General features: G+C 62.5%; 26 protein-coding genes. 10 read left to right on the top strand and 16 right to left on the bottom strand.

The window, feature by feature from the left end:
• The first annotated feature begins 197 nt into the window (after window positions 1-197).
• Genes wecB through C8K58_RS13170 form a run of 4 tightly spaced genes read left to right on the top strand, consistent with a single transcriptional unit; the run spans window position 198 to window position 4149 of the window.
• Complete coding sequence (gene wecB / locus C8K58_RS13155) at window positions 198-1301, top strand: non-hydrolyzing UDP-N-acetylglucosamine 2-epimerase (protein WP_223841620.1); 1104 nt, start codon at window positions 198-200, stop codon at window positions 1299-1301.
• On the top strand, window positions 1298-2404 hold the full coding sequence (locus C8K58_RS13160; RefSeq protein ID WP_166655302.1) for a glycosyltransferase family 1 protein: 1107 nt from the start codon (window positions 1298-1300) through the stop codon (window positions 2402-2404). The genes wecB and C8K58_RS13160 overlap by 4 nt, the downstream gene beginning before the upstream one ends.
• Window positions 2382-3293 (top strand): glycosyltransferase family 2 protein, encoded by a 912-nt coding sequence (locus C8K58_RS13165; RefSeq protein WP_108573802.1) that lies wholly within the window; start codon window positions 2382-2384, stop codon window positions 3291-3293. The genes C8K58_RS13160 and C8K58_RS13165 overlap by 23 nt, the downstream gene beginning before the upstream one ends.
• Window positions 3286-4149 carry an NAD-dependent epimerase/dehydratase family protein gene (locus tag C8K58_RS13170; protein WP_108573803.1) on the top strand — a complete coding sequence of 288 codons (864 nt, stop codon included), beginning with the start codon at window positions 3286-3288 and terminating at the stop codon, window positions 4147-4149. The genes C8K58_RS13165 and C8K58_RS13170 overlap by 8 nt, the downstream gene beginning before the upstream one ends.
• Here the strand turns inward: C8K58_RS13170 and C8K58_RS13175 are convergent, their stop codons facing one another.
• The 6 genes from C8K58_RS13175 to C8K58_RS13200 are packed head-to-tail and all read right to left on the bottom strand — an operon-like array spanning window position 4150 to window position 10532.
• Entirely contained in the window at window positions 4150-6219 is a 2070-nt protein-coding gene (locus C8K58_RS13175; protein WP_108573804.1) for a glycosyltransferase, read from the bottom strand.
• Complete coding sequence (locus tag C8K58_RS13180) at window positions 6216-6431, bottom strand: hypothetical protein (RefSeq protein ID WP_027603989.1); 216 nt, start codon at window positions 6429-6431, stop codon at window positions 6216-6218. Before C8K58_RS13180 ends, C8K58_RS13175 begins: the two co-directional genes overlap by 4 nt.
• Before the next feature lie 11 nt (window positions 6432-6442).
• Window positions 6443-7147 carry a 2OG-Fe(II) oxygenase family protein gene (locus C8K58_RS13185; RefSeq protein WP_108573805.1) on the bottom strand — a complete coding sequence of 235 codons (705 nt, stop codon included), beginning with the start codon at window positions 7145-7147 and terminating at the stop codon, window positions 6443-6445.
• The gene (locus C8K58_RS13190) at window positions 7140-8462 is read right to left on the bottom strand and encodes a polysaccharide pyruvyl transferase family protein (protein WP_092355031.1); all 1323 of its coding nucleotides are present in this window, start codon (window positions 8460-8462) and stop codon (window positions 7140-7142) included. Before C8K58_RS13190 ends, C8K58_RS13185 begins: the two co-directional genes overlap by 8 nt.
• Window positions 8459-9727: an ABC transporter ATP-binding protein gene (locus C8K58_RS13195; RefSeq protein WP_027603992.1), complete on the bottom strand. Its 1269-nt coding sequence runs from the start codon at window positions 9725-9727 to the stop codon at window positions 8459-8461. Before C8K58_RS13195 ends, C8K58_RS13190 begins: the two co-directional genes overlap by 4 nt.
• Window positions 9717-10532: an ABC transporter permease gene (locus tag C8K58_RS13200; RefSeq protein ID WP_051429305.1), complete on the bottom strand. Its 816-nt coding sequence runs from the start codon at window positions 10530-10532 to the stop codon at window positions 9717-9719. The genes C8K58_RS13195 and C8K58_RS13200 overlap by 11 nt, the downstream gene beginning before the upstream one ends.
• Window positions 10533-10788: 256 nt before the next feature.
• Between C8K58_RS13200 and C8K58_RS13205 the strand changes: the two genes are divergently transcribed.
• On the top strand, window positions 10789-11247 hold the full coding sequence (locus tag C8K58_RS13205) for an Hsp20 family protein (RefSeq protein ID WP_108573806.1): 459 nt from the start codon (window positions 10789-10791) through the stop codon (window positions 11245-11247).
• Between the two features lie 51 nt (window positions 11248-11298).
• Here the strand turns inward: C8K58_RS13205 and C8K58_RS13210 are convergent, their stop codons facing one another.
• From C8K58_RS13210 to C8K58_RS13225, 4 genes are all read right to left on the bottom strand, one after another.
• Window positions 11299-12114, bottom strand: a complete 816-nt coding sequence (locus C8K58_RS13210; RefSeq protein WP_108573830.1) for a DUF3800 domain-containing protein — start codon at window positions 12112-12114, stop codon at window positions 11299-11301.
• Between the two features lie 190 nt (window positions 12115-12304).
• Window positions 12305-13582 carry a cation:dicarboxylate symporter family transporter gene (locus tag C8K58_RS13215; RefSeq protein ID WP_027603995.1) on the bottom strand — a complete coding sequence of 426 codons (1278 nt, stop codon included), beginning with the start codon at window positions 13580-13582 and terminating at the stop codon, window positions 12305-12307.
• Between the two features lie 93 nt (window positions 13583-13675).
• A complete protein-coding gene (locus C8K58_RS13220; RefSeq protein ID WP_027603996.1) occupies window positions 13676-14884 on the bottom strand; it encodes a pyridoxal phosphate-dependent aminotransferase in 1209 nt (402 codons plus the stop codon).
• Between the two features lie 11 nt (window positions 14885-14895).
• Window positions 14896-15558, bottom strand: coding sequence for an RraA family protein (locus C8K58_RS13225; protein ID WP_027603997.1), 663 nt, complete (start codon window positions 15556-15558; stop codon window positions 14896-14898).
• A gap of 122 nt (window positions 15559-15680) precedes the next feature.
• On the opposite strand from C8K58_RS13225, the gene C8K58_RS13230 reads away from it, so the two are divergent.
• Window positions 15681-16577: a LysR family transcriptional regulator gene (locus C8K58_RS13230; protein ID WP_027603998.1), complete on the top strand. Its 897-nt coding sequence runs from the start codon at window positions 15681-15683 to the stop codon at window positions 16575-16577.
• A gap of 12 nt (window positions 16578-16589) precedes the next feature.
• Here C8K58_RS13230 and C8K58_RS13235 read toward each other — a convergent pair whose 3' ends face one another.
• Window positions 16590-17243, bottom strand: a complete 654-nt coding sequence (locus C8K58_RS13235) for a TetR/AcrR family transcriptional regulator (protein ID WP_108573807.1) — start codon at window positions 17241-17243, stop codon at window positions 16590-16592.
• Window positions 17244-17365: 122 nt separating this feature from the next.
• On the opposite strand from C8K58_RS13235, the gene C8K58_RS13240 reads away from it, so the two are divergent.
• The gene (locus tag C8K58_RS13240) at window positions 17366-18583 is read left to right on the top strand and encodes an MFS transporter (RefSeq protein WP_092355025.1); all 1218 of its coding nucleotides are present in this window, start codon (window positions 17366-17368) and stop codon (window positions 18581-18583) included.
• Between the two features lie 93 nt (window positions 18584-18676).
• Window positions 18677-19474, top strand: coding sequence for a DNA/RNA non-specific endonuclease (locus C8K58_RS13245; protein WP_027604001.1), 798 nt, complete (start codon window positions 18677-18679; stop codon window positions 19472-19474).
• A 9-nt stretch (window positions 19475-19483) separates the two neighbouring features.
• On the opposite strand, the gene C8K58_RS13250 is transcribed toward C8K58_RS13245, so the two are convergent.
• The 3 genes from C8K58_RS13250 to C8K58_RS13260 are packed head-to-tail and all read right to left on the bottom strand — an operon-like array spanning window position 19484 to window position 20864.
• On the bottom strand, window positions 19484-19663 hold the full coding sequence (locus tag C8K58_RS13250; RefSeq protein ID WP_027604002.1) for a DUF1289 domain-containing protein: 180 nt from the start codon (window positions 19661-19663) through the stop codon (window positions 19484-19486).
• A 26-nt stretch (window positions 19664-19689) separates the two neighbouring features.
• Window positions 19690-20592 (bottom strand): CDF family Co(II)/Ni(II) efflux transporter DmeF, encoded by a 903-nt coding sequence (dmeF, locus tag C8K58_RS13255; protein WP_108573808.1) that lies wholly within the window; start codon window positions 20590-20592, stop codon window positions 19690-19692.
• A complete protein-coding gene (locus C8K58_RS13260) occupies window positions 20589-20864 on the bottom strand; it encodes a metal/formaldehyde-sensitive transcriptional repressor (protein ID WP_098479004.1) in 276 nt (91 codons plus the stop codon). Before C8K58_RS13260 ends, dmeF begins: the two co-directional genes overlap by 4 nt.
• 130 nt (window positions 20865-20994) lie before the next feature.
• Between C8K58_RS13260 and C8K58_RS13265 the strand changes: the two genes are divergently transcribed.
• Entirely contained in the window at window positions 20995-22206 is a 1212-nt protein-coding gene (locus tag C8K58_RS13265) for a YeeE/YedE family protein (RefSeq protein ID WP_092355019.1), read from the top strand.
• Window position 22207: 1 nt separating this feature from the next.
• On the opposite strand, the gene C8K58_RS13270 is transcribed toward C8K58_RS13265, so the two are convergent.
• Complete coding sequence (locus C8K58_RS13270) at window positions 22208-22369, bottom strand: DUF2986 domain-containing protein (protein ID WP_092355016.1); 162 nt, start codon at window positions 22367-22369, stop codon at window positions 22208-22210.
• Window positions 22370-22533: 164 nt separating this feature from the next.
• On the opposite strand from C8K58_RS13270, the gene panB reads away from it, so the two are divergent.
• Window positions 22534-23349, top strand: coding sequence for a 3-methyl-2-oxobutanoate hydroxymethyltransferase (panB, locus tag C8K58_RS13275; RefSeq protein WP_092355013.1), 816 nt, complete (start codon window positions 22534-22536; stop codon window positions 23347-23349).
• Here panB and C8K58_RS13280 read toward each other — a convergent pair.
• On the bottom strand, window positions 23337-24725 hold the full coding sequence (locus tag C8K58_RS13280; protein ID WP_027604007.1) for a PLP-dependent aminotransferase family protein: 1389 nt from the start codon (window positions 24723-24725) through the stop codon (window positions 23337-23339). The genes panB and C8K58_RS13280 overlap by 13 nt on opposite strands.
• Window positions 24726-24727 lie beyond the last annotated feature (2 nt).

Raw genomic sequence — 24727 nt, forward strand, 5'->3', positions numbered from 1 at the left:
AGGTATTGCAGTCTGTGTCTATGCTGCAGTATGGGTGTCGAGACCCGCTACGAACCTGTCTCGACGCCGCACTCTCGCTGTCCGCAGTCCGGATTTTCACCATCACAGCATCAAAACAGCACAGCGGAATGTGCGTGAGCATGAGCTTGAACGCCTGAGCGATTCAGCCACTTATCGAATAGGGAAATAGGCTTGATGTGTCGGTAAAAAAAATTCTTTGTGTGGTCGGAACGCGTCCCGAAGCGATCAAAATGACCCCGGTCATTCTGGCCTTGAAGCAGCAGGGCTGGGTCGATGTGCGTGTGGTCGCCACGGCACAGCATCGCGACATGCTGGATCAGGTCCTGGCGTTTTTCGGCATCGAGCCCGATATCGACTTGGACGTCATGCGACCCAATCAAACCTTGGCCACCCTGACCGGGCAGTTATTGCTCAAGCTGGATGTTGTCCTGCTCGAAGAACGGCCCGATGCGGTGCTGGTGCAAGGCGATACCACCACGGTGATGGCCTGTGCCCTGGCCTGTTTTTATCGGCGCATACCGGTGGGGCATATTGAGGCCGGCCTACGCACCTGGGATCTGCAGCATCCGTTCCCCGAGGAAGCCAACCGGGTCATTGCCGGTAAATTAGCGCACTGGCACTTCGCGGCAACGCAAGGCACCCGGCAAAACCTGCTGAAAGAAGGCGTAGCCAGTGGGGACATTTTCGTCACGGGCAACACGGTGATCGATGCCCTGATCATGACCGCGGCCAGTGAGGTGGAGATCGGCCTTGATCTTGATCCGAGCAAGCGCCTGGTGCTGGTGACGGCCCATCGCAGGGAGCATTTTGGCGCGCCGTTTCTCGACATCTGCCGAGCGCTGCGCACCCTTGCCGAGAGCAACCCTGGGGTTCAGTTTCTCTACCCTGTGCACCCGAACCCGAATATCCAGGACGTCGCCCAGGCGTGCCTGGCAGGCATGCCGAACTTCAGGCTGTGCGCGCCGCTGGGTTACGCGGCGTTCATCGCCGCCATGAAAGCGGCGTATTTCATCCTGACCGACTCGGGAGGCGTCCAGGAAGAGGCGCCGGCGCTGGGTAAGCCGGTGCTGGTCATGCGGGATGAAACCGAGCGCCCGGAAGCGGTGGAGCAGGGCAGCGTCAAGCTGGTGGGGGCCAACTATGAACGTATCATCGAGCAGGCGCAGCGCCTGCTTGACGATGAATCGGCCTACCGTGGCATGGTGCGAGGTGTTTCGCCCTACGGCGATGGGCAGGCTGCCGGGCGTATCGTGAAGGTCCTGCGCGAGCACTTTTCTTGAAGCGCCTGGTATTTCTCTCGCCGTTGCCCTGGCACAGCTTCGCCCAGCGGCCGCACAAGTTTGTCGATTGGGTGCACAGCCGCACAGGGGCGTCGGTGCTGTGGGTCGATCCTTATCCCACGCGGCTGCCCAGGTGGAGCGATCTCAAGGCGGCTGCGCCCTGCGCGCAAACCAGTCCATCCAGTGGCACGCCGCCATGGCTCACGCTGATCAAGCCTGGCGGTCTACCGATAGAACCTCTACCGTGCTCGGGCTGGGTGAACCGCTTTTGCTGGCGGCATGCATTGAGCAGGATCGATCAATTCACCCACGCCTCTCCAGCCTTGCTCGTGGTCGGCAAGCCCTCGGTCCTGGCACATCTGTTGTTGCAGCGGCTTCGTCACTGCGCGTCCTTGTATGACGCAATGGACGATTTCCCGGCGTTTTATACCGGCCTCTCGCGATCGGCCCTGGCGCGCCGTGAGCGGCTGATCGCCCAGCACGTGGACGTCATCTGGACGTCGAGTTCCGTGCTCGACGCACAGTGGCGGCGTTATCGCAACGAGGTGTGCCTGGTGCTGAACGGCCTGGACTTGGCGGCGATCTCTGCCGTAAAGCGGGCGCCGATGTCATCGAGTCGAAAGGTTTTTGGCTACGTGGGCACCCTGGCGACCTGGTTTGACTGGGCCTGGGTGGCGGCTTTGGCCGAAGCCAGGCCCAACGATGAAATTCGTTTGATGGGGCCGATCTTCGGCGCCGCGCCCGCGCATTTGCCGAGCAACGTAGTGGTGTTGCCTGCCGATAATCATGGCGCGGCGTTGGCCGCCATGGCCGAGTTCGACGTGGGCTTGATTCCTTTCAAAAAGACCCTGCTCACCGCGTCGGTCGATCCGATCAAGTACTACGAATACCGCGGCCTGGCATTGCCGGTGATCTCGACTGACTTCGGCGAGATGCATGGCCGTTCAGGGCTGCCGGGTGTTTTTATCAGTCACTCGCACAGCGATATTGCCGGGCTGGCCGAGGCCGCCTTGGAGTGTGAGCGCAATGCGGACGAAGCCCGTGCATTTGCACGACAACACTCATGGGAAGCGCGTTTTGATGCCGCCACGCTTCATCCATGACTGCGACGTGATCGTCGTCAACTACAACGTCGGCACGCTGCTCGGCGAATGCGTAGCGTCGGCCTTCAGGGAAGGCGCGCGGCGGGTGATTGTGGTGGACAACGCTTCGACTGACGGCAGCCTGGCGTACCTGGATGAGTGCCCGGCCTATACGGGCCTGAGCATCATCCGGAATCAGCGGAATATGGGCTTTGCCTCGGCCTGTAATACCGGTGTGGGGGTGTCGAGTGCCGGCGCATTGTTGTTCTTGAACCCGGATTGTGTCCTGCTGCCGGGCTCATTGCTGGGCATGATGGAAGCGCTGCACGCGGATGCCGCCACGGGCATGGTGGGGGGCTTTCTATGCAACCCCGATGGGTCCGAACAGCCGGGCGGGCGCCGGGTGTTTCCGACCCCCAGGAGAGCATTCGTCCGGGCTTTTGGCTTATCGCGCCTGGATGGAGTGTTTCCCACGCTGTGCGCCGACTTCCTGTTGCATCGTGAGCCGCTGCCCACCGAGCCCGCCGCGGTGGAAGCCATTTCCGGTGCCTGCATGCTGGTCAAGCGTGAAGCGTTGAAGTCTGTGGGCCTCTGGGATGAAGGCTATTTTCTGCATTGCGAGGATCTGGACTGGTGCATGCGCTTCAAGCTCAAACAGTGGCGCGTCGTGTTTGTGCCACAGGCGCGCGTCATGCACTGGCGGGGCGCCTGTAGCCGGAATCGACGGTTTTTTGTCGAGTGGCACAAACACCGAGGGATGGTGCGGTTCTACGCAAAGTTCTTCAGGGCCAACTACCCCAAGGGATTGTGGTGGTGGGTGGTCCTGGGGGTGTGGCTGCGCTTCGGTTTGGTCTGCCTCTACCATGGATTCAATTGGTTGCTGGGACGATCCCGGAGTGGGCATGCCTGAGGTCACGGTCGGTGTGCTGGGGGCCAGTAGCCTGGTAGGCCGATGCCTGCTTGTGTTGCTTGTGCGCGAACAGTTCAAGGTCGTCGCTTTTTCCCGCCAGCCCCGGCACGGCAGCGATACGGTCAGTTGGCAACGGCTTCCTGAGGCGGGTGTAAGCGCGTATGCCGCGCCGATTCCCTACTGGATCTGCGTGGCACCGATTTGGACGCTGCCGCAGCATTTTGCGCTGCTGCAGGCCTGCGGAGCGCGCAAGGTCGTGGCCCTGTCTTCCACCAGTCGCTTTAGCAAAAGCCACTCCGTCGACTCCGCAGAGCGGCGCCTCGCCAACCTGTTGGGCGATGCCGAGGCGCGTGTTGAGCAGTGGGCGCAGGACCACGGGGTGCACTGGGGCATCCTGCGTCCGACCTTGATCTACGGCCAGGGCCGCGACAAAAACATCACCGAGATCGCACGCTTTATTCGGCGCTTCGGCTTTTTCCCGCTGTTGGGCGGCGCAATGGGACTGCGTCAACCCGTGCATGCCGAGGATGTGGCGAGCGCCTGTGTGCGGGCGTTGCAGGCACCCCAGGTGTGCCGCCATGCCTACAACCTCAGCGGCGCAGAAACGTTGCCCTATCGGGAGATGGTCTCCCGCGTGTTCACCGCGCAGAAGCGCCGCCCGCGTTTTCTCACGGTGCCGCTCTGGGTGTTCCGGATGACGTTGTGGCTGTTGCGAGTACTGCCACGCTACCGCCATTGGTCGGCGGCGATGGCGCAGCGCATGAACCAGGACCTGGTGTTCGAGCATACCGAGGCTGCCCGGGATCTTGGCTTCGCGCCCAGGGGATTTTTATTGTCACAGGACGACCTGCGTTAGTTACTCATATTCATGGGGCACCCACGGGCCCCACTTGGCTTCATAGATCGCCTTGTTGCGCTCGAACAGGGCTTGGCGTTCATCCTGGTTCATGAGCGCGAACGATGCCGAAAGCTGGTGATGGATAAACACATCGCGGGCGCAGGCATTCACCAGGCCGGCATGTTCGACACGTCGGCAGTAGTCGTCATCCTCGAAGAATCCACGGCCATAGACTTCGTCGAGCGGGCCGATTCGCGTGTAGGTACTGCGCGGCATCATCACGCAGAAGAACGCCAGGGTCGGCAGCCGGACCACCTCGCCAAGGTGGCGGCAGGTAAAGCGCCGAGCCGCTTGTGGCATGTCTGCGAGGTCGGTGTAGCCGATGTCGATCCTGGCCTGGTTACCGATGTTGTTGGTCACCGGGCCAATCAGGCCAAGCTCGGGATTGCGTTGTAAATGGCGGCGCAAGGTACTCGCCCAGCCGCTGGTAACCTGCGTGTCGTTATTGAGCAGCACCAGGTACTCACCGTTGGCGATCGCCAGGCCCTGGTTGTTCGCGGCGGCGAAACCGCGGTTGTCGGTGTTGAGTACGATCGTCTGGCCTCTGTCGGCCGCCCATTGCGAGAGAAATTCAGCGGTGCCGTCACTGGACGCGTTGTCCACCACGATGATTTCCAGTTCAGGCCCCTCGCTGTCGTGCTCGAGGCTGTCCAGGCACGCCCGCGTCAGCGCCAGGTTGTTGTAGGTCACCACGATCACGCTGATGCGTGCCGCGTGGTCGCGGCGCTCGGCCAGGGTGATGAGCGCATCGGCGCGGTGTGTCCAGGTTTGTCGGGCAGCGAACGCCTGGCGCTGGGCAATCTGTTCGGTCGTCGCTGGCAGCAATGCCCGCGTGATCGCGGTAATGAACGCCGGGCCGTCCCGGCCGACCTGCACCAGGGAGCCGAATTGTTGCATTTCTGGCAGGTCGACCGAGACCACCGGTTTCCCGGCACTCAGGTACTCGTAGACCTTGACCGGGTTGGTAGCGAGCGTCAGGGCCGTGATGTGAAACGGCACGATGCCCACATCGAAGCCATGCAGGTAGTAGGGCAGGGTGGCATAGGGCACTTCGCCGGTGAATTCTACGTTCGCATAGCCACTCAATTGCGCCCGCGCGCCCACCGTATCGGCGCCGATCAGCAGCACCACATGCTGTGGAAACGCCTCGGCGATGCGGGCGACGAGCGCCTGGTCGAACCAGTGTGCAATGGCACCGTAGTAGCCAATCACCTTACGTTGCAAGCGATCCCGGTAGATCGAGGCAGGTGGGGTGCAGAACCGGGTGAAGTCGGCGGCATTGCGCAGGATGGCGCGAGTTTCATTGGCCTGGGCCGGCCATTGCTCGGCCAACCAGTCGGAGGTGAACAGCCGAACGTCCGCGTTGCGCACCAGCCGTTGCTCCAGCTGCAGGATGCTCGGGCCGTTGTCGCCGAAGCCTTGATGATGGTCCATGCAATCGTAGATCAATCGGCTGTTGGGTAATTCACCGGCGATGTCGCACCAGAAAGGGTGCTGCACCAGTGAAATGACCCGGGCTGAGCCGGCCCAGAGGAGTACCTCGCCAATACTGCAGCACAACTGTCGAACCTGCGCGGCGTCAGGCGCTGCGGTGTAGATCAGCGGTGCACCACGGGCGAACAGCTTGACCTGGAACAACCGCTGCGTCTGGTCCAGCGAGTCGAGTTCAAAGCCGGCTTGGGGCGCATGTATCAATGAGGCCGACACGTAGATGACCCGCCGGCCGGTGGCGGCCAGCACCTGGGCCAGTTGCTGCGGGCGCTGGTGGCGCAAGTCCCAGTCGATAGCGCCCCAGATAATGTAATCCGCCAGCCCGGCCTGTTGTGGCTGGGGCGCAGGCTGAGGCGCCGGCGCTGGGTCGGCTAAGGTTTTCATCGGTTGCAGTACGCCGCGCAGTACGCGCACAGCGGGCAGCAGTGCACGTCGGTAGATGACTGCCAGGAGTTTTTTCGCGCTGGCCGGCAACGGCAGCCGGTGATACACCGCGCGCCAGCGCTGCCGGCCAGATGGGCGTCGCTCGATCATCATGGGCGGGACGACCTCATCCGGACGTTTTCGGCGATGCGGCGACCACCACAAAGCAAGTCGCTTTTCAACGTGCCCGACTCGACCGGCCCGTCTTCGATGTGGAACAACGTCTGCAGTACCCTGAAGGACTGCAGGCGCAGCCCCTGGTTATTTGCGGCGGCGAAGCCCGGGTAGCGCAGGTAGTTGCGCGTGTCGTCCGTGTGCCTGTCCATGGTGCCGTCCTTCACGAAAACCTTGTGTTGTGCTGTTCGCCGTAAGCGTGCAGAGGTGTCGGGTCGTTGTCCGGCCACATCGAGCTGGTAGAGCCGGGGCGGTAAAACGTCACCGTCACGCTGCGCCTGGAAGAACGACAACCCTCGACCACCCGTGAAACCGCGTGCCAGGAGTTGTCGGCGCGCACGAGAATCGCCGAGTTGCCGACCTCGGGCGTCACTTGCGCGACGATATCGGTGGGCCTGGCAGAGCCGAGGATCTGCAGGCAGCCGCCGTCGGCGGGGTCCCAGGTCTGATTGAAGTACAAAACGTGCGTGACCAGTTTGTCTTCCAGGTCCGGGTGCGGCCCGAGGTTGGCCCCGGGGCCGTAGTGGAACAGATTGGCTTCCATGGGGACGTCGGTCACGTCCACCCCGGTCAGCGCGGAGAGGGCCTGGCGGTACTGCGGCGAACAGAGGCTGTGGGCCAGTGCCAGCCATTGCGGGCTCAAGGCCTGTGGGTTGACCACCTGGTGGCTGCCCAAGGCGATCAATTGCCGCGCCTCGTATTCGTAGTCCTTGGCCCCGCCGTAGCCGGAGACCGTCTTGAAGTGGTCGTGCGGGTAGGTTTCGGCCAGCGCCTTGGCATCGTCGGGGGTGTAGAGCGCACCGATTTGCGCCCAGGAAAAAGGCACGGTCTGCAGGCGGTGGGCCGTCAGTTTGCTCAGGTCAATCATGTCGAAGGGCTCCCAGCCATTTGTTCAGGGTTCGGCGCAGATGGCGCAACGGCGCCGTCAGCTTGAACGAGTTGGAGCGGTACAGCGTTTCCAGTGCCTGTTGATGTTGCTCGCGTTCGTGTTGTCGCTCGGCGGCCTGGCTTTCGAGGTGTGAGTGCAGGTCTTCGAGAACGCCGGGCAAGGCTTGCCAGTAGCGGTTGAGCGCGGGCTGCGTGGGCCTGGGACCTTCGCGGATCAACTCGGCCACGCGGTCCCAATGTGCGTCGATCCGTACCATCGCGTCGGCGGTCACCTGGGACACCGGTTGCTTGCCCAGCTGTGCGCGAAACCACTGCGGATCAATCGGCTGGTCCCGGCGTAATTGGAATATTCGTCCATGGCTCGGCAGCGCAGTGTATTTGCCGGTGCCCAGGTCCGCCGAGCAGAAGACCGGCACACCAAAGGCCAGTGCACTGATCGCCAGGTGGTAGCTGTGCCCGATCACCCCTTCGGCATGGGCGATCAGCTCTGCCAACAGCAGGGGCTCCGGCCAGAAGGGCAGGCAACGCGCGCGCGCAAGGCCGTCGCCCAGTACGGATTCATGATCACCCAGTACCGGCCCTATGGGCAGCAGCAGCAGTTGCACGTCCTCGAACTGCCCGGCATGGGTTTGCCACAGCTGCAGGAAGCTGTCCAAGCCTCCTATCGCATGCACCACCAGATAAGGGAGGGTCAGGTCGGCGCTGCTGCGCAGCGCCAGGAACCGGGTAGACGGCGCATGAGGGTCGAGCACCCGTGGCAGGCCAAAGGCCGTGTCGGGAAGCACCTCGACCTGGGCCGTCGGCGACAGCTGGGCCAGGGCCGCTTGGGACAGCGCATCGCGTACCCTGATGTGCGGGCTGTGTTCGAGGGTCAATTGCACCAGTGGCGCGGCCCACGGCGGGATGTCGTTGCAATGCATGCCCGGCGCATTCCAGATCAACGGGATGCCATGTTGCAGCGCGATCAGCGCGGGCGTCAGCCAGTAGCCGGTGGGGTGGTGAATGGTGGCATCCGGGGGGTAATAACCGCTGGCCACCAGCTTGTCGAAACGCACAATGAAACCACCGCCGATCAATACTCCATCCAACTGACCGGCGATGTCCGGCAAACGAGTCAGCGAGGTGACCTCGTACGGCCACTCGGGCGGTGTTTTCCCGTGATAGGAAAACCGGTGCAGCGTTATCGCGCCCAGGCGCCGGGTCAATTCCGCCTCGGCGAGAATGGGAAACAGCAAGTCGCCATAATTGGCGACATCGAATGTGCCGAAGATCCCGACCTGCCACTCTCGGCTCATTGCAGCACCCCCGGTTCATTCGTGTGAGGGGCAGGACCGGCCTCTATTCCCAGATCGACGAAACCAAGGAATTCCCGGGTACCCGGCAAGGTGTCGAACGCCAGCAGCGCGACCTGCTTCTCGATGAGCTGCGCGGTTTCTTCGAGGTGGCCGTTCATCAGTTTCAGCGTGATGTGGTACTTGCCCGCCGCAAGGTTGGCGGGGAAGCGGACGTTGAGCGTCGCCTTGCGCCAGCCGTTGTGCGCTGCCTCCAGGTGCAGCGGCAGGTTGGCACCGCCGATCACCAGCAGGCGGGCCTCCTGGATCGTCACGCTGAGGGTCGGCAGCTCGATACTTTCGCGTACCCGGGTTTCGATGCGCAGTTCGATGGTCTCGCCATACACAAAGCTTGAATACAGGCTGTCCGTGTTGGTAAAGCAGGCCGCAACGATATGCCCCTCATCGGTGCCAAAGGCGATGCCAGCCTGTTGGGCAAGAAACGCCTTGGGGGCGACCGCCACCGCGCCGCCGCTGGCCCAGCGACGCTGTTCGTCACGCATCTCCAGCAGGTAGAGTTCGGCCATTTCTTCGGGAGAGCCACTGGCACGCACCTGGCCTTCGCGCAGGTAAATCACCCGATTGCAAAAGCGCTTGACCATGGCCATGTCATGGGACACGAACAGCAGCGTCGTGCCTTGCTGGGTGAGCGCTTCCAGCCGATTGAGGCACTTGAACTGGAAGGACGCGTCGCCCACTGCCAGGGCTTCATCGACGATCAGGATGTCGGGGTCCACGCACACCGCGACGGCAAAGGCCAGGCGTACCAGCATCCCGCTCGAGTAGGTCTTGGTGGGCTGGTCGATAAACTCGCCGATAGTGGCGAAGTCAGTGATCTGGGCAAAACGGGCATCGATTTCCGCGCGGCTGAGCCCCAATACGGCACCGTTCATATAGACGTTTTCACGCCCGGTGAAATCGTGATTGAACCCCGAGCCCAGCTCCAGCAACGCCGCCACGCGGCCATGGCTCTCAATGCTGCCGGAGGTGGCACTGAGGGTGCCGCAGATCAGTTGCAGCAGCGTCGATTTGCCGCTGCCGTTGCGGCCAATGATCCCTACCGTTTCACCTTTGCACAGTTGCAGCGACACGTCCCGCAGTGCCCAGAATTCTCGATAGAACTGCTTTTGCCCGCGCGACAACAGCTGCCACAGGCGATCCCTGGGCGTGTCGTAGATGTGATAGCTCTTACTCAGGTGGGCCGTTTGTACGGCGATGTCAGAGCACATCGGCAAATCCTTTGCGGGTTTTCTGGAACCAGGTGAACCCCAGCCAGGCGATACCACCAGCCACCAGCAGGCCGCAGGCCCAGGTGAAAGGGTCTGGTACCACCCCCCAGAACAGCAGGTCACGGGCCTGTTCGACCACCAGGGTGAGCGGGTTGAGGTGAAGGATGCCCTGGTAGGCTGGCGGAAATGCGCTGGTCGGGTAAAAAATCGCCGAGACAAACATCAATGCCGTGGTCAGCACGCCCACCACCTGGCCGACATCACGCAGGTAAACCCCCAGCGCTGCCAATAGCCAGGTGACTCCCAGTGTGAAGAGCGCCAGCGGCAATAACACCAGGGGCAGCAACACACTGGTCAGGGGCGGCCAGCCGAAAAACACCAGGTGGAAGACCAGCCAGATCACCAGGCTGGCCAGGGTGTGGAACAACACGGCGCCCAGCACCACCCACGGCAGGATCTCGAGGGGGAACACGACTTTCTTGACGTAGTTGGCATTGGCGATGATCAGGCCTGGCGCACGTCCCACGCATTCGGCGAACACGTTGAACACCAGCAGGCCGGCAAACACCAGCAGCGCGAACTCGGTGCGCGAACCGTCGCCCGCGGGCCAGCGCAGCTTGAACATCACGCTGAACACGAAGGTGTAGACCAGCAACATGAATAGCGGGTTAAGGAACGACCACAACAGCCCCATGATGGAGCCTCGATAACGCCCAATCACTTCCCGCTGGACCATGGAAAACAACAACTCCCTGTGTCGCCACGGGCTGGAAAACATCCCTGCCCGCGCGTTTGTTTCACTCATGCAGCGATTCCCATTGCCAGTGCAGTGCGCCCATGAGTCTAGTCAACAATTGTCGTTTTGCTATGTGGCGTTGAGTGGTTGTTCGACCTAGGGGAAGGCTCATTGCGTCAGCCTGTCTGCACGCAATCACAGCAGCGGATAAATTTTTTTGCTGGCGCTGCTTGAAATTTTTTCCCCTGAACCTACTTAGGTTTTACGCGATGCCGAATACGGGTCGCGTGTCAAATCACTTGGAGAAAACTCAGGAGATTTTGCAATGGCTACTACTCTTTCGTTGGCCCCACTGTTCCGTCATTCCGTCGGCTTTGACCGCTTCAACGACCTTTTTGAATCGGCGCTTCGCAGCGAGGCCGGTACCACCTACCCACCTCACAACGTCGAAAAGCACGGTGAAGATCACTACCGGATCGTCATCGCGGCGGCAGGCCTGGTGGAGGATGATCTGGATATCCAGGTGGAAAAAGGCGTGTTGACCGTCGCCGGCGGCAAGCGCGAACACGATGAGGGCATCACCTACCTGCACCAGGGCATCGCCCAGCGCGCGTTCCGTTTGTCGTTCCGCCTGGTCGACCACATTGAAGTGCAGGGCGCACAACTCGCCAACGGGTTGCTGAGCATCGACCTGCTCAGGGTGGTACCGGAGGAAGCCAAGCCTAAGCGCATTGCGATTGGCGGTGCTGCCAAGGCCGAGGTGAAATCCATCAGCGAGCAGTAAGGCTGGAATGAATAAAGGCGCTCTTCGGAGCGCCTTTATTGGACCCAATGATTAACAGTCATTTGCTGATAACTGAGCGACTACTTTTGTAACCTTTGCTGCTTTCTTATGATCCAAACCGCTGCAAGGTAGGGCAACGTTGGCGATGCGCGTTGCGAAATAGGTGTCAAATAGCTCCCAGTCGTCGAACTCTTCTGGCGCGACGGCATAGGTCGTCAACCGACCAATCAGTCCACACAGCCAGTCAGCGCACTGTAACGTTTGAAAAAGATAGCTTTCACCTTGAAGCGGCGGCTCAATTAATGTGCGGCATTTCTCCGAAGCGTCTTCAAACATTGCCAGCGTGCACGCTTCAACGTTTCTTTCACGCCATTCATTTCCTGCTTTTTGTTCATCCAGCAGAACGATGAAAGAGGCGTTGTTTAAAGTGCAGAAGCGATCAATCTTGCGGATGGACTGTACCAACACCCGCTGGAATGTTTCGGTCGAGTTGTGTTTCGTGTGCTCAGTAGGTTTGTGTTCTCCCGTGTAAAAAACGTACCGACCGATTTTCTGAATATGGTTCAGTAAACGGAACGAAGACCTTCTCAGCTCCCTATATTTGCTTACATTGGCCACTGTAAAAAGCGCAGAACCTTTCTTTTCCCAATGATAGGCGGGTAAGTGTTCAGGGTTTTTGTGCTCCAGATCCCAAGCAAGTAACTGACATTTGAGTTTGTAGAAATAGATTGCGAACTCACGCACTTCATTGGCGGGAAGCAGCATACCGCCGAGCCCGAATACAGGGCTGGTTTTGTACATTGAGTGTTTTCGTGAGACGTACTGGCCTACATGGCCAAACTCATCCAGATAAGCAATGTATTGCACCAAATGTGATTTCCCCAGCCGTGAAAAACACGAAAGCCCGCGCGATTTCTCGCAACGGGCCTCGGAAGGTGGGCACATGGTTTCCCATATGCGTTGGGGGGAATTTAGCGGAAAAATACTGCTGGTTCCAACCGGATTGGGGGGAATCAGGCAGATCCTACACATCATCAGGAAACGACTGGGCCTCTCTTCAGTGCAAAGGAATAGTGTCGCCGCCCGACTCATGCCCCGCCCGCCCCTCACGCCTCTCCCACTTGGCAATCACCAACGGCGCCAAGGCATTGCCCAGCACATTCAACGCTGTGGTCGGCATCTCCATCAAGCGATACACCCCGGCGATGAACGCGATGCCTTCCAGCGGCAAACCCGCGCTGGCCAGGGTGGCCGATAGGATCACGAACATGAATCCCGGTACTCCGGCAGCCCCCTTGGAGGTGAGCACCATGGTCACCACCAGCAACGCCTGATCGCCCAGGCTCAGGTCGATGCCGTACAACTGCGCGACGAACAGGGTGCCGATGCCGAGGAACAGGGAAGCGCCGTCGAGGTTGAACGAGTAACCCACCGGCACCACAAAGCTCACCAGCGAAGGAGGCACGCCGTAGGTTTCGAGTTTTTTCATCAGTTGCGGCATCACCGCCGCCGAGCTGGCGGTGGAGAAGGCCAGCACCAACTCATCCTTGATATGGCGCATCAGCGCGAACAGGTTGATCCCGCACACGCGCGCCACCAGGTTGAGCACCACCAGCACAAAGAACGCGATGGCCACATAGCTGACCATGATCAGCTTGGCCAGCGGCAGCAATGAGCTGAAGCCGAAGTTGGCCACGGTCACGGCGATCATGCCGAACACGCCGATGGGCGAGTAGGCCATGATCATCGAGGTGACCTTGAACATGGCATCGCTGACGCCGCGCAACAGTGCGATGACCGGGTCCTTGCGTTCGGCGGGCAGGCGCGCCACGCCCAGGCCGAACATCACCGCAAAAAACAGCACCGACAACAGGCTGCCCTGGGCCATGGCGTTGACCACGTTGTCGGGGATGATGCCGACGATGATCTGCCCCAGGCTATGACCGGCGCCGTTGCTGGTGGGCAGGGTGATATTCGCCGCATGCAGGCTGGACAGTTCAGTGCCGGCGCCGGGCTTGAGCAGGTTGCCCATGACCAGGCCGATGATGATCGCCAGGGTGGTGATGCAGAAAAAATAGCTAAGGGATTTGACCCCGATACGGCCCAGGGATTTGCCGTCACCGTGGCCGGCAATGCCCACCACCATGCAGGCAAACACGATAGGCACCACGATCATCTTCATCAGCTTGATAAAGATATCGCCCGCCGGTTGCAGGAGATTGTCCACCAGCCACGGCCGGGACTCGGGAAAGCGGTGCAGCAGGGCACCAATGGCGATACCGGCGAGCAAGCCGATCATGATTTGCCAGACCAGCGCAATACGGGGCGTGTGCATGGGAATGCCTCATTTGATCAATGATTTTTAAGTTGTTGTTCTAGGCAGTCAAAAGGCGACCGTCCGCTGGTCGCCGGGTGTTGCGGGTGGCCGTCAGCGCAGGTCGTGGCATGCGTCTTTGAGGCGACGGCACCCTTCTTCGATCACGTCCAGGGCGCTTGCGAACGACAGGCGCACATACGGCGACATGCCGTACGCCGCGCCGCTGACCGTGGCCAGGCCGTAGTCGCGCAGCAGGTAGTCCACCAGTTGGGTGTCGCTGTCGAGGCGATCACCCTGGGGGGTGAGCTTGCCCATCAGGCCGCTGACGTTGGCGAACACATAGAACGCGCCATCGGGCGGGATGAGGCCCAGGCCGGGAATACCCGCCAGTCGCTCCAGCATCAGGGCACGACGCTGCCGGTATTCTTCGCGCATCGCGGCAATAGGCGCCTGGTCACCGGCAAATGCAGCCACGGCGGCGGCCTGGCTCACTGAGCTGGGGCAGGTGGTGGTCTGCGACAGCAGCTTGGCGATGGCCGCGATCAGCCACGCCGGCCCCGCACCAAAACCCAGGCGCCAACCGGTCATCGCATAACCCTTGGACGCGCCGTTGACGATCAGCGTGCGTGGCTTGAGGTCGGGCGCCAGGCGTGTCAACGGCACATGCCGGGCGTCGCCGTAGACGAAGTGCTCGTAGATCTCATCGGCCATGATCAGCACATGGGGATGGCGGCGCAGCACCTGCGCCAGGGCCAAGAGTTCGGCTTCACTGTACACCGCGCCGCTGGGGTTGTTCGGGCTGTTGAGGATCACCCATTTGGTGCGTGGGGTGATCGCTTCTTCGAGGGCGGCGGGCGACAGCTTGAAACCCAGGCTTTCATCGCCGGCAATGATCACCGGCGTGGCGTCGTTGAGCCGTGCGATGTCCGGGTACGACACCCAATACGGTGTGTGCACGATGACTTCATCGCCGCGATTCAAGGTGGCGGCCAGGGCGTGATAAATGATGTGCTTGCCGCCGCAGCCGGCGACGACTTCGTCCAGGCCATACACCAGATCATTGTCGCGCTGCAGTTTCAGGCAGACGGCCTGGCGCAGCGCGAGGGTGCCGGTGGTGGCGGTGTAATGGGTGTCACCGCTGTGCATCGCCAGGCTGGCGGCCTCGAGAATGTGCGCCGGGGTGTCGAAGTCCGGCTCGCCCACGGTGAAGTTGACGATGTCGCGGCCCTGGGCGCGCAACTCGGTGACCAGGGCGTTGGCGGCGATGCTGGGGGAGGGGGCGATGCCCAGGACGCGGTCCGACAAAAATGCAGTGCTCATCTGGGACTCCTTCACGCCAGGCCGGCGTTGCTAAGGGCCTTGTCGATCCAGCTCTGGCGCACCGCACCGCTGGCGATCTCTGCCTTGACCGCTTCTTCATGCTCGGCATGTTGCGCGGCACGGCGCAGCACTTCGGCGGCGTCGGCCTGGGAGAACGCGACCAGGCCGTCTTCATCACCCACCAGCAGGTCGCCGGGGTTGACCACCATGCCGCCGATGGACACCGGCACGTTCACTTCGCCGGGGCCGGTCTTGTACGGGCCGGTATGCACCACGGCGCGGGCGTAGCAGGGGGTGTCCTCGAAGCTGGCGACATCGCGAATCGCGCCGTCGATCACAAACCCCACGCAACCGCGCTGTTGGGCATACAGCTTGATCAACTCGCCGATCACCGCGTTGTTGGTGTCGCCCTGGCCGTCCACCACCAGCACATGGCCGGGTTGCAGCAGGCTCATGGCCTTGTAGATCAGCAGGTTGTCACCGGGGCGGGTCTTGACCGTGATCGCCGTGCCCACCAGCTTGCCGCTGCGGTTGTAGCGGGTCAGGCCACGGGCGCCGATATGGCGGCCGAGGTTGTCGCTGATATGCGGGGTGACGACATGGGCAAACGCCTCGACCAGTTCGGCCGGCGCCATGGGCGCGTTGGGAAGGATGCGTGAACCGGGCAAGGACATGGCAAATCTCCAGAATTGTTGGATAGCGATGGGCTATGGCCGGATCTTAGGAGTGATGACGCGAGAGTTTTAGCGATATTTTATGATGTGATAGCATCGCTTTTTCTCATGAGTTGGCCGCCATGATCACCTTCAAGCAAATCGATGCGCTGTATTGGATCGCCGAACTCGGCAGCTTCGAAGCGGCGGCAAACAAGCTGAACATGTCTCAGTCGGCCATCTCCAAGCGCATCCAGGAGCTGGAAGACACCTTCGACGTCGAGATTTTCGACCGCAGCAAGCGCAACGCCCGGCTGACGGAGAAGGGCGGTGAGCTGCTCGACTATGCCCGCGACCTGCTCAACAGCCGCGACCAACTGCTCGAACGGGTCAGCGCCCGCGAGGTGCTGGTGCGCCGTTTTCGCCTCGGCGTCACCGAACTCACCGCCTTGACCTGGCTGCCGGCGCTGGTGGAAGCGTTGCGCCAGGCCTACCCCAAGGTGCAGATCGAACCGTCAGTGGAACTGAGCAGCGAACTGTTTCGCAAGCTGGAAAGCGACCAACTCGACCTGGTGATTGTGCCGGACGTCTACAGCGACCCGCGCTTCCACAGCACCGTCCTGCAAAGCGTGGAAAACGCCTGGATCTGCGCGCCTGGCCTGATCCCGCACCCCGACCCCGTCAGCCTGGAAGTGCTGGCCGATTACACCGTGCTGACCCAGGGTTCGCAGTCGGGCACCGGCCTGATCTACGAGCGTTGGCTGGCCGCGCACAATGTGCAGATGCCGCGCACCCTCACCAGCCATAACCTGCTGGTGCAGGTGGGGTTGGCGCTGTCGGGGATCGGCGTGAGTTATTTGCCCAAGGCGTGTCTGTCGCACTTGATCGAGCAGGGGGCGTTGCGTGCGCTGATTACACAGCCGCAGTTGCCAAGTATCCAGTATGTGGCATTGCACCGGCTGGACCGGCAATTCGGCCTGAACCAGGACGTGGGGCGGATGGCGCAGGCGTGCTGCGATTTTTCGCGGTTGCTGTTCTAGTCGGCTCGTAGGTTATGGTTTTTTTGCTGCAGGGCTGTGAGGACTGGGCGGTGCGATAGACGCGGCAACATCCCAGCTCACCAGCAACTGGCTGATCGCCGCGTCGAGGGTGGCATGGGGCACGTTGTCCCGCGCCAGGATCGACACCCCCTGCAAAAAACTGTCAAACACACTCGCCATCACGGCGGGCTGGGTCTGTTGCGGCAACTGGCCCAACCGAACCGCGCGCTCCACGCACGCCACAATCCCCGCCCGCGTACGCAGGCGCGACTGGGTCAACCCGTCGGCCACCCGCGCATTCTCAGGGCTGGGCGCACTCATCACGCCCAGCGCGACCATGCAGCCCTTGGGGTGCCCGTCTTCACACTGCATGCGCGCCGATTGGCGCAGCGCGGTTTCGACGGCCTGGCGCGGGGGCAGGCTTTCGTCCCACAGGCATTCGGTGACCTGGGCGTAGGTCGCCAGGTAGCGCTTTACGCACTCGTCGAACAACGCCTCCTTGGAACCGAACGCCGCGTAGAAACTCGGCGCGGAGATCCCGCCACCCAAACCCGCCTTGAGCTGGGCCAGGGAGGTGGCGTCGTAGCCATGCTGCCAGAACAGGTGCATGGCCTGTTCCACGGCGTGTTCGCGGTCGAAGGTGCGGGGGCGGCCCATTTGTGCCATGTCAGGTCTCCGGTGGGAAAGCGAGATAAATACTAGTCGATACATAAGTCGTTGACAACGTGCACCGATCGCCCGCAACATTTATATCGATCAGTATCTAAGTCTTGCCCAAGGAGTTTACCGTGACCCCCTCACTCACTTTATCGGCCGCCTCCGAGCGCCTGCCCATCGGTGCCTTGCTCGCCCTGGCGATGACTGGCTTCATCTGCATCGTCACCGAAACCCTGCCCGCCGGCCTGTTGCCGTTGATCAGCGATGGCCTGGCGATTTCGCCGTCGATGGCCGGGCAGATGGTCACCGCGTATGCGCTGGGCTCGGTGCTGGCGGTGATCCCCATGACCATCGCCACCCGTGGCTGGCGCCGGCGCAATGTGCTGCTGCTGACCATCGTCGGTTTCCTGCTGTTCAACTCGATCACTGCGTTGTCGTCCCACTATGGCGTGACGCTGGTGGCGCGCTTCTTTGCCGGGGTGGCGGCGGGGTTGGCCTGGAGCCTGCTGGCCGGTTACGCCCGGCGCATGGTTGCGCCCCACCAACAGGGCAAGGCACTGGCGCTGGCGATGGTCGGCACGCCGATTGCGCTGTCGTTGGGGGTGCCGCTGGGCACCTGGCTCGGTGGCCTGGTGGGCTGGCGCACCACCTTCGGCCTGATGTCGGCCGTGAGCCTGATACTGATCGCCTGGGTGCTGGTGAAAGTCCCGGACTACGCGCCGCAGCCCGCCCATCAACGCCTGTCGCTGGGCAAGGTGCTGACCACGCCGGGGGTGCGCCCTGTGCTGGCGGTGGTGATCAGTTGGATGCTGGCCCACAACATTCTGTACACCTACATCGCACCGTTCGTGGCGCCGGCCGGTTTGGCCGAGCGCGTGGACCTGGTGTTGCTGGTCTTCGGGATCGCTGCGTTGGCGGGGATTTGGCTCACGGCCAGGCTGGTCGAGCCGTTATTGCGCAACACCGTGCTGGCAAGCCTGGCGAGCTTTGCGCTCATCAGCCTGGTGTTCGGCTTACTGGGAACGATGCCGCAGGTGATTTACCTCGGCGTGGCGGTCTGGGGCCTGAGCTTCGGCGGCGCCGCGACCTTGCTGCAAACCGCCCTGGCGGATGCGGCGGGAGAGGGCGCGGATGTGGCGCTGTCGCTGAACGTGGTGGCGTGGAACAGCGCGATTGCCGGCAGCGGCGTGGTCGGTGGCGTGCTGCTGGACACCTGGGGCGTGGGCGCATTTGCGTGGGCGATGCTGCTGTTGGTGGCCGTGGCGTTTGCCATTGCCTGGGTGGCCAGCGCCCATGGCTTCAAGCCGGGCGTGCGGGGTGCGGGAAAACCGGCGTCGCTCGGGCACTAATTTGACATCTGCTAGTCCATAATCCTCGAAATATCATTTACTTGGCTCCGTACGCGGAGCCTGCCGCTTCACTTTCCATCGAAGATTCAATCCATGCACCTACGCAACATTGCAGTTGGGCTATCGGCCTTTATCCTGTTTTCGGCCGGGGCGCATGCCCGTGGTGCGATAGACCTTTATTCCACTCAGGAACGGCAGTTGTCGTTCGACAGCTGTGCCGATGTATTCCCTGGCGCGACGCCGATCAAAACCGCAACCATCCCCGCCAGCATGAAACCCCTGGCGCTGTGCTCCGACCATTTCGCCGTGCTGTATTCGCAAACCAGCAAGACGCCGCTGGTGGTGGTCGAGCGCCTCAACGCCCGCCAGCTCAAGGACGCCAAAGGCGAGGAACGGACCAACCATTTCTACGCGGACCCGCGCATTCCCAAGGGCGCGCGGGCCGAGTTGAGCGATTACCATGGCCAGCAACCGGCCATGGATCGCGGCCATCAATCCCCGGCCGCCGATGCCCCCGATGCCAAGGCCATGGCCCAGTCGTTTGCGCTGTCGAACATGGTCCCCCAGGACCCCACCAACAACCGCAAGATCTGGAGCAAGGTCGAGGCCGACGTACGCAAGTTCGCGGTGCGCGCGGGCGGTGACGTGTATGTGTTTACCGGGCCGCTGTTCGATCCGGGCTACAGCACCATCGGCGACAACAAAGTCTGGGTGCCGACGCGCCTGTTCAAGCTGGTGTACGACGCCTCCAGCCAGCGCGCCTGGGCCTACGTGCTGCCCAACGCCGAAACGCGCATTCAGAAGCCGATGGACTACGACACCTTCGTGAAAAGCACCGGGCTCAAATTGCTGGGTAACCTTCCGGTATCCGGGTCGGTGGGGCGCTCCTGATCAAGCGGCTTACCTGGCTTTTTTCAACGCTTTCAAGCGTTGGGTTGCACGTTGCACGGCGGCCATTTTCTCGGGGCGCTTCATGCGTTTCCACTTGCGGATCTCGTCCTTGCTGCGGCCACAGCTGACGCACAGGTCGCCGCTGAGCTGGCAGGTGGAGACGCAGGGATTTTCGATGTCTTTAGCCAAGGGTTCACCTGGGTGGGGGTAAAGGCTTACGCCGAACGAAACTCAATGGTGAGGTGGCTCACTTCATGCACCGCCTTGAGACGCTCGCGAAGGGTGTCGGCATCCGTGGTCGCCTGGCCGAGCACACTCACGATCGCTGCGTGGGCGTCGGGGCCCACGCGCCACACGTGCAGGTCGGTAATCCTGGCGTCGCCGGGTTGCTCGACCAACGCGCGGATCTCGGCGGCGACGTGCTCATCGGTTTGATCCAAGAGCACACCGGCGGTCACCCCCATCAGGCTCCAGGCCCAGCGCGCGATCACGATGGCACCGACGATACCCATCACCGGGTCCAGCCACACCCAGCCCAGGTAACGCCCGGCTAGCAAGGCGGCGATGGCGAGGACCGAGGTCAGCGCATCGGCGAGCACATGCACATAGGCGGATTTGAGGTTGTTGTCGCTGCCGTGGTGGTGCTCGTGATCGTGCTCATGGCTGTGACCGTGGCCCAGCAACAGCGCACTGACGATATTCACCACCAGGCCCACGATGGCAATCAGGGTGGCGGTACCGAACTGCACCTCGGTGGGTTCCAGCAGGCGGATCACCGACTCGACGCCAATGCCCAGGGCCACCAGCGCCAGGATCAGCGCCGAGGCGAAGCCACCGAGGTCGCCCACCTTGCCGGTGCCGAAGCTGTAGCGCGGGCTGCGCGCATGGCGTTTGGCATAGGCATAGGCTGCGGCGGCAATGCCCAAGGCACCGGCATGGGTCGCCATATGAAAACCGTCGGCCAGCAGGGCCATGGAGCCGGTGAGGTAGCCGGCGGCAATTTCCGCCACCATCATCACCACCGTCAGCATCACCACCCACAGGGTGCGCCTGGCGTTCTCGTCGTGGGCGGCGCCGAGGAACACATGGTCGTGGGCGTGGTGGGGCATGAGCGTCATTTGGCGTAGCGCCGGATGGCTTCGAGCAGTTCTTCGACGCCCTTGCTGCGTTCCTCCTCGCTGAGGGAAGGATCGGCCACGTGCGCCCTGGCGTGTTCTTCGATGATTTCTTCCATCAAGCCGTTGATGGCGCCGCGCGTAGCGGCCACCAGGTGCAGGGTTTTGGTGCAGTCGGCGTCCGACGCCAGGGCTTTTTCCACCGCCTGAATCTGCCCGGCGATGCGCTTGACCCGTTTTATCAGGCTGTCTTTGTTGGCTGCGATATGGCCCACGGTATACCCCTCCTACCTATAGTGCGGCGGAGTGTTTCATACCCCACCCCCCTATACAAGGTGACCGCAGCGCCCACAGGTTATACTCGCCCCTTCGCAATCACTCCTTCAAATCAAACCGAGATACCCCATGAGCACCTCTCTTTCCCTCACCCCTGCGCGCAAGCCTGTCGCGCCGCTGGTGGCCTTTGTCATCCTGGTGCTGGGCGCCTTGTTCCTGCAAAACAGCGTCGGTTCGCGCCAGGTGCTGTTGCTGGTGGTCGGCGCCGCGCTGGGCTTGACCCTTTACCACGCTGCCTTCGGCTTCACCTCCGCCTGGCGCGTGTTTATCAATGATCGCCGTGGCGCTGGCCTGCGGGCGCAGATGGTGATGCTCGCGCTGGCGGTGCTGCTGTTTTTTCCGGCGCTGGGGGCGGGCACGTTGTTCGGGCAACCGGTGGTCGGGCTGGTGGCGCCGGCCGGGGTGTCGGTGGTGTTCGGTGCGTTTATTTTCGGCATCGGCATGCAGTTGGGCGGCGGGTGTGCCTCGGGCACGCTGTTCACGGTGGGCGGCGGGAATGCGCGCATGCTGGTGACGCTGTTGTTCTTTATCTGCGGCTCGCTGATCGCCACCCACCATGTGGACTGGTGGTTTGCGTTGCCGGCGTTCCCGGCGGTGTCCATCGTCAAGAGCTTCGGCGTGGTGCCGGCGTTGCTCGCCAGCCTGACCATGTTTGCGCTCATCGCGGCCGTCACCGTGCGCCTGGAAAAGCGCCGCCACGGCCAGCTTGAAGCCGGCGTGACCAGCGAACACCAAGGCCTGCGCCGCTTCCTGCGTGGGCCATGGCCGTTGGTATGGGGCGCGATGGGTTTGGCGTTGCTCAACTACGCCACCCTGGCGCTGGCCGGGCGGCCGTGGGGGATTACCTCGGCCTTCGCGCTGTGGGGCGCCAAGGTGGCAAACGGGTTGGGTGTGGACGTGGCCAGCTGGGCGTTCTGGCAACTGCCGGGCAACGCCAAGGCCCTGGCTGCGCCGGTGTGGGAAGACATCACCAGCGTCATGGACATCGGCATCGTCCTCGGTGCGCTGTTGGCCGCCGGCCTGGCCGGGCGCTTTGCCCCCAGCCTGAAGATCCCGGCTCGCTCGCTGCTGGCCGCGGTGATCGGCGGCCTGCTGCTCGGCTACGGCTCGCGCCTGGCCTACGGCTGCAACATCGGCGCGTACTTCAGCGGTATCGCCTCGGGCAGCCTGCATGGCTGGGTGTGGCTGGTGGCGGCGTTTATCGGCAACAGCGTGGGCGTGCGCCTGCGGCCGTTTTTCTTTGCCGGTGAGCGCCGGCCCGAAGCGCTGAGCGGTTGCTGAGTTAACCCTCGGGGGAAATGTCTGGCGCCTGGGCGGCCTCAGCCGCCAGCTTTTCCCGCTCGGCCTTGCTGATGTACTTATCCTTGGATTTCGGTGCCAATTTGGCGCTGGCCTTTTTCGCTTTGGCCTTGAACAGCTGTTGCAGTTTTTTCTGGCGATTCATGGGTTGTTACCTGGCGTGTACGTGCGCGGATGATACCAGCTTAAAAAACCGCGACGGCTGCCTGGGTCGCTTTTTAGCGCCGATCTGTGCATTGAATCGCCACGCCTTTCGCCAATACTCGGGCCCCGCATTCCCCGAGTATTGAACGCGATAAGGAACACACCATGAGCCTGCACACCCGCACCAAACGCATGACCGTGCCCCAACTGGTCGCCATGAAAGGCCAGCAGAAAATCGTCTCCCTCACGGCCTACACCAGCGCCATCGCCAGGCTGATCGATCCGTTGGTGGACTTCATTCTGGTCGGTGACTCCACGGCCATGGTCGGCTATGGCCGGCCGTCGACCTTGAGCATGCAGCTCGAAGAAATCATCGGCCACACCCGTGCCGTGGTCGACAGCACGCGCCTGGCCTGTGTGATTGCCGACATGCCATTTGGCAGCTATCAGGAATCCCATGAACAGGCGTTCCGCAATTGCGCCCAGGTGTTGGCGCGCACCGGCTGCGATGCGGTCAAGCTGGAAGCCAACCAGGCGCTGGCGGGCACCGTGGCGTTCCTGGTGGCGCGTGGTATTCCGGTGATGGCGCACGTGGGGCTGATGCCGCAGTTCGTCAACGTGATGGGTGGGTTCAAGGCCCAGGGCCTCACGGCTGAAACCGGCGCAGTGATTGCCGAAGACGCCCGCGCCAATCTGGAGGCGGGCGCTTTCAGCCTGCTGCTCGAGGGTGTGGCCGAAGGCGTGGCGCGGCAGATCACCCTGGACTCGAACAGGCCCACCATCGGCATCGGCGCCTCACCGGCCTGCGACGGCCAGGTGCTGGTCACCGAAGACCTGTTGGGCCTGGGCGGCGAGCATCTGCCGCGCTTCGTCAAGCAGTACGCCGATGTCGGCGCGGTGATTCGCGATGCGTGCGAGCGGTTTGCCGACGACGTGCGCCAGGGCCGCTTCCCCCAAGCGCAACACTGCTACGGGCTTTGACGGATCGCCTGGGCCAACAGCTGCACGGCCTGGGTGATGTCCTTGCTCCAGTCGAGGGTGTAGCTCAGGCGCACATGCTGCGCCCAGCTGCCGTGCAGGCTGAACAACTGCCCCGGAGCGATCACGACGCGCTGGGCCAGCAGGCGTTCGAACACGTGCCCCATGTCGACCGGGCGCCTGGCCTCCAGCCAGAAACTCGCGCCGCCATGGGGTTCGACCACGTGCCACTCGCCGTGCGTTTCCAGCAGGGCTTTCATGCGCGTCATCCGTTCCCGCAAGGCCGCGCGCAGCATCAGCAGGTGCTGATCGATGCGCCCGGAGGTGAACAGCTTCGCGATCGCTTTCTGACGGGTCGGCGACAGGCGAAATCCCCGCTCCAGGAACACCCGCTGCAACTGCGGCCCTTGCCCGCGACACAGCACATAAGCGTAGGGTGCCTCCGCGCCGATCACCTTGTCGAAGGTCGAGAACACCAGCAGTTTCTGTGGGTCGGCAAAGTCGCGATAGCGGGCGGTGGGCGGCTCGAAATACAGCTCGCCGTAGGTGTCGTTTTCGAACAGCCAGATGTCCCGCTCTGCCAGCCAGCGGCAGATCTGCTGTTTATCCTGCGCCGGCATCACGCCGCCCTGGGGCACGTTCACGCTGGATGACAGCACCGCCAGGCGGATCGGCTCCCGCTCGAGCAGTGCCTGGAAGGCGGGCAGGTCGAAGCGCCCGTCCGCGCCGAGGGGCATTTCAATCACGCGGATATTCGCCGCCTGCAACTGACGCAGCACCGCCCACGAACACGGCGACTCCACCAGCGCCAGCGTGCCACGCAACGCCAGGGCGCTGAGCGACAGGTCCAGCACGCTGTGCAGGTCCGAACCGATATACACCTGTTCGGCCTGCCAATAGCGCTGGGTGGATTGGGTGTAGCGCGCGGCCAGTGCCGCACGCAACTCGGGCTCGCCGAATGGCAGGTACAGCGGCGTGAGGGCGCGCGGGTACTGGCGGGCCAGTTCGCGCTCCATCATCAACAAGGGGTTTTCCAACGACAGCAGCATCGCCGGGGCGTCGCTGCTCAGGGCCAGCATGCCCGGCTGGCGGGCGTTGGCGAATACCTGGTCGAGCAAATCAGGCGAACCTTCGCTCAACAGCGGCGCCGGCACGGCCCGGGTGAAATAGCCGCGCTTGGGCCTGGCCTGGACACGCCCCTCATCCTCCAGCAGCGCATAGGCGTACTTGGTGGTCGATACCGACACGCCCAGGCGCCGGGCCAACTGGCGCAGGGACGGCAGTTGGCGTTCGCCTGCCGAAGGGCTCGCCTCGATCAACTCGACAAGGTAGCGGTACACCGCCTGATAGGCGAAAGAAGCGTCGTTGGCGGTATCCATGG

Source organism: Pseudomonas sp. GV047 (genome assembly GCF_003058245.1).
GTDB classification, from domain to species: Bacteria; Pseudomonadota; Gammaproteobacteria; order Pseudomonadales; family Pseudomonadaceae; genus Aquipseudomonas; species Aquipseudomonas marginalis.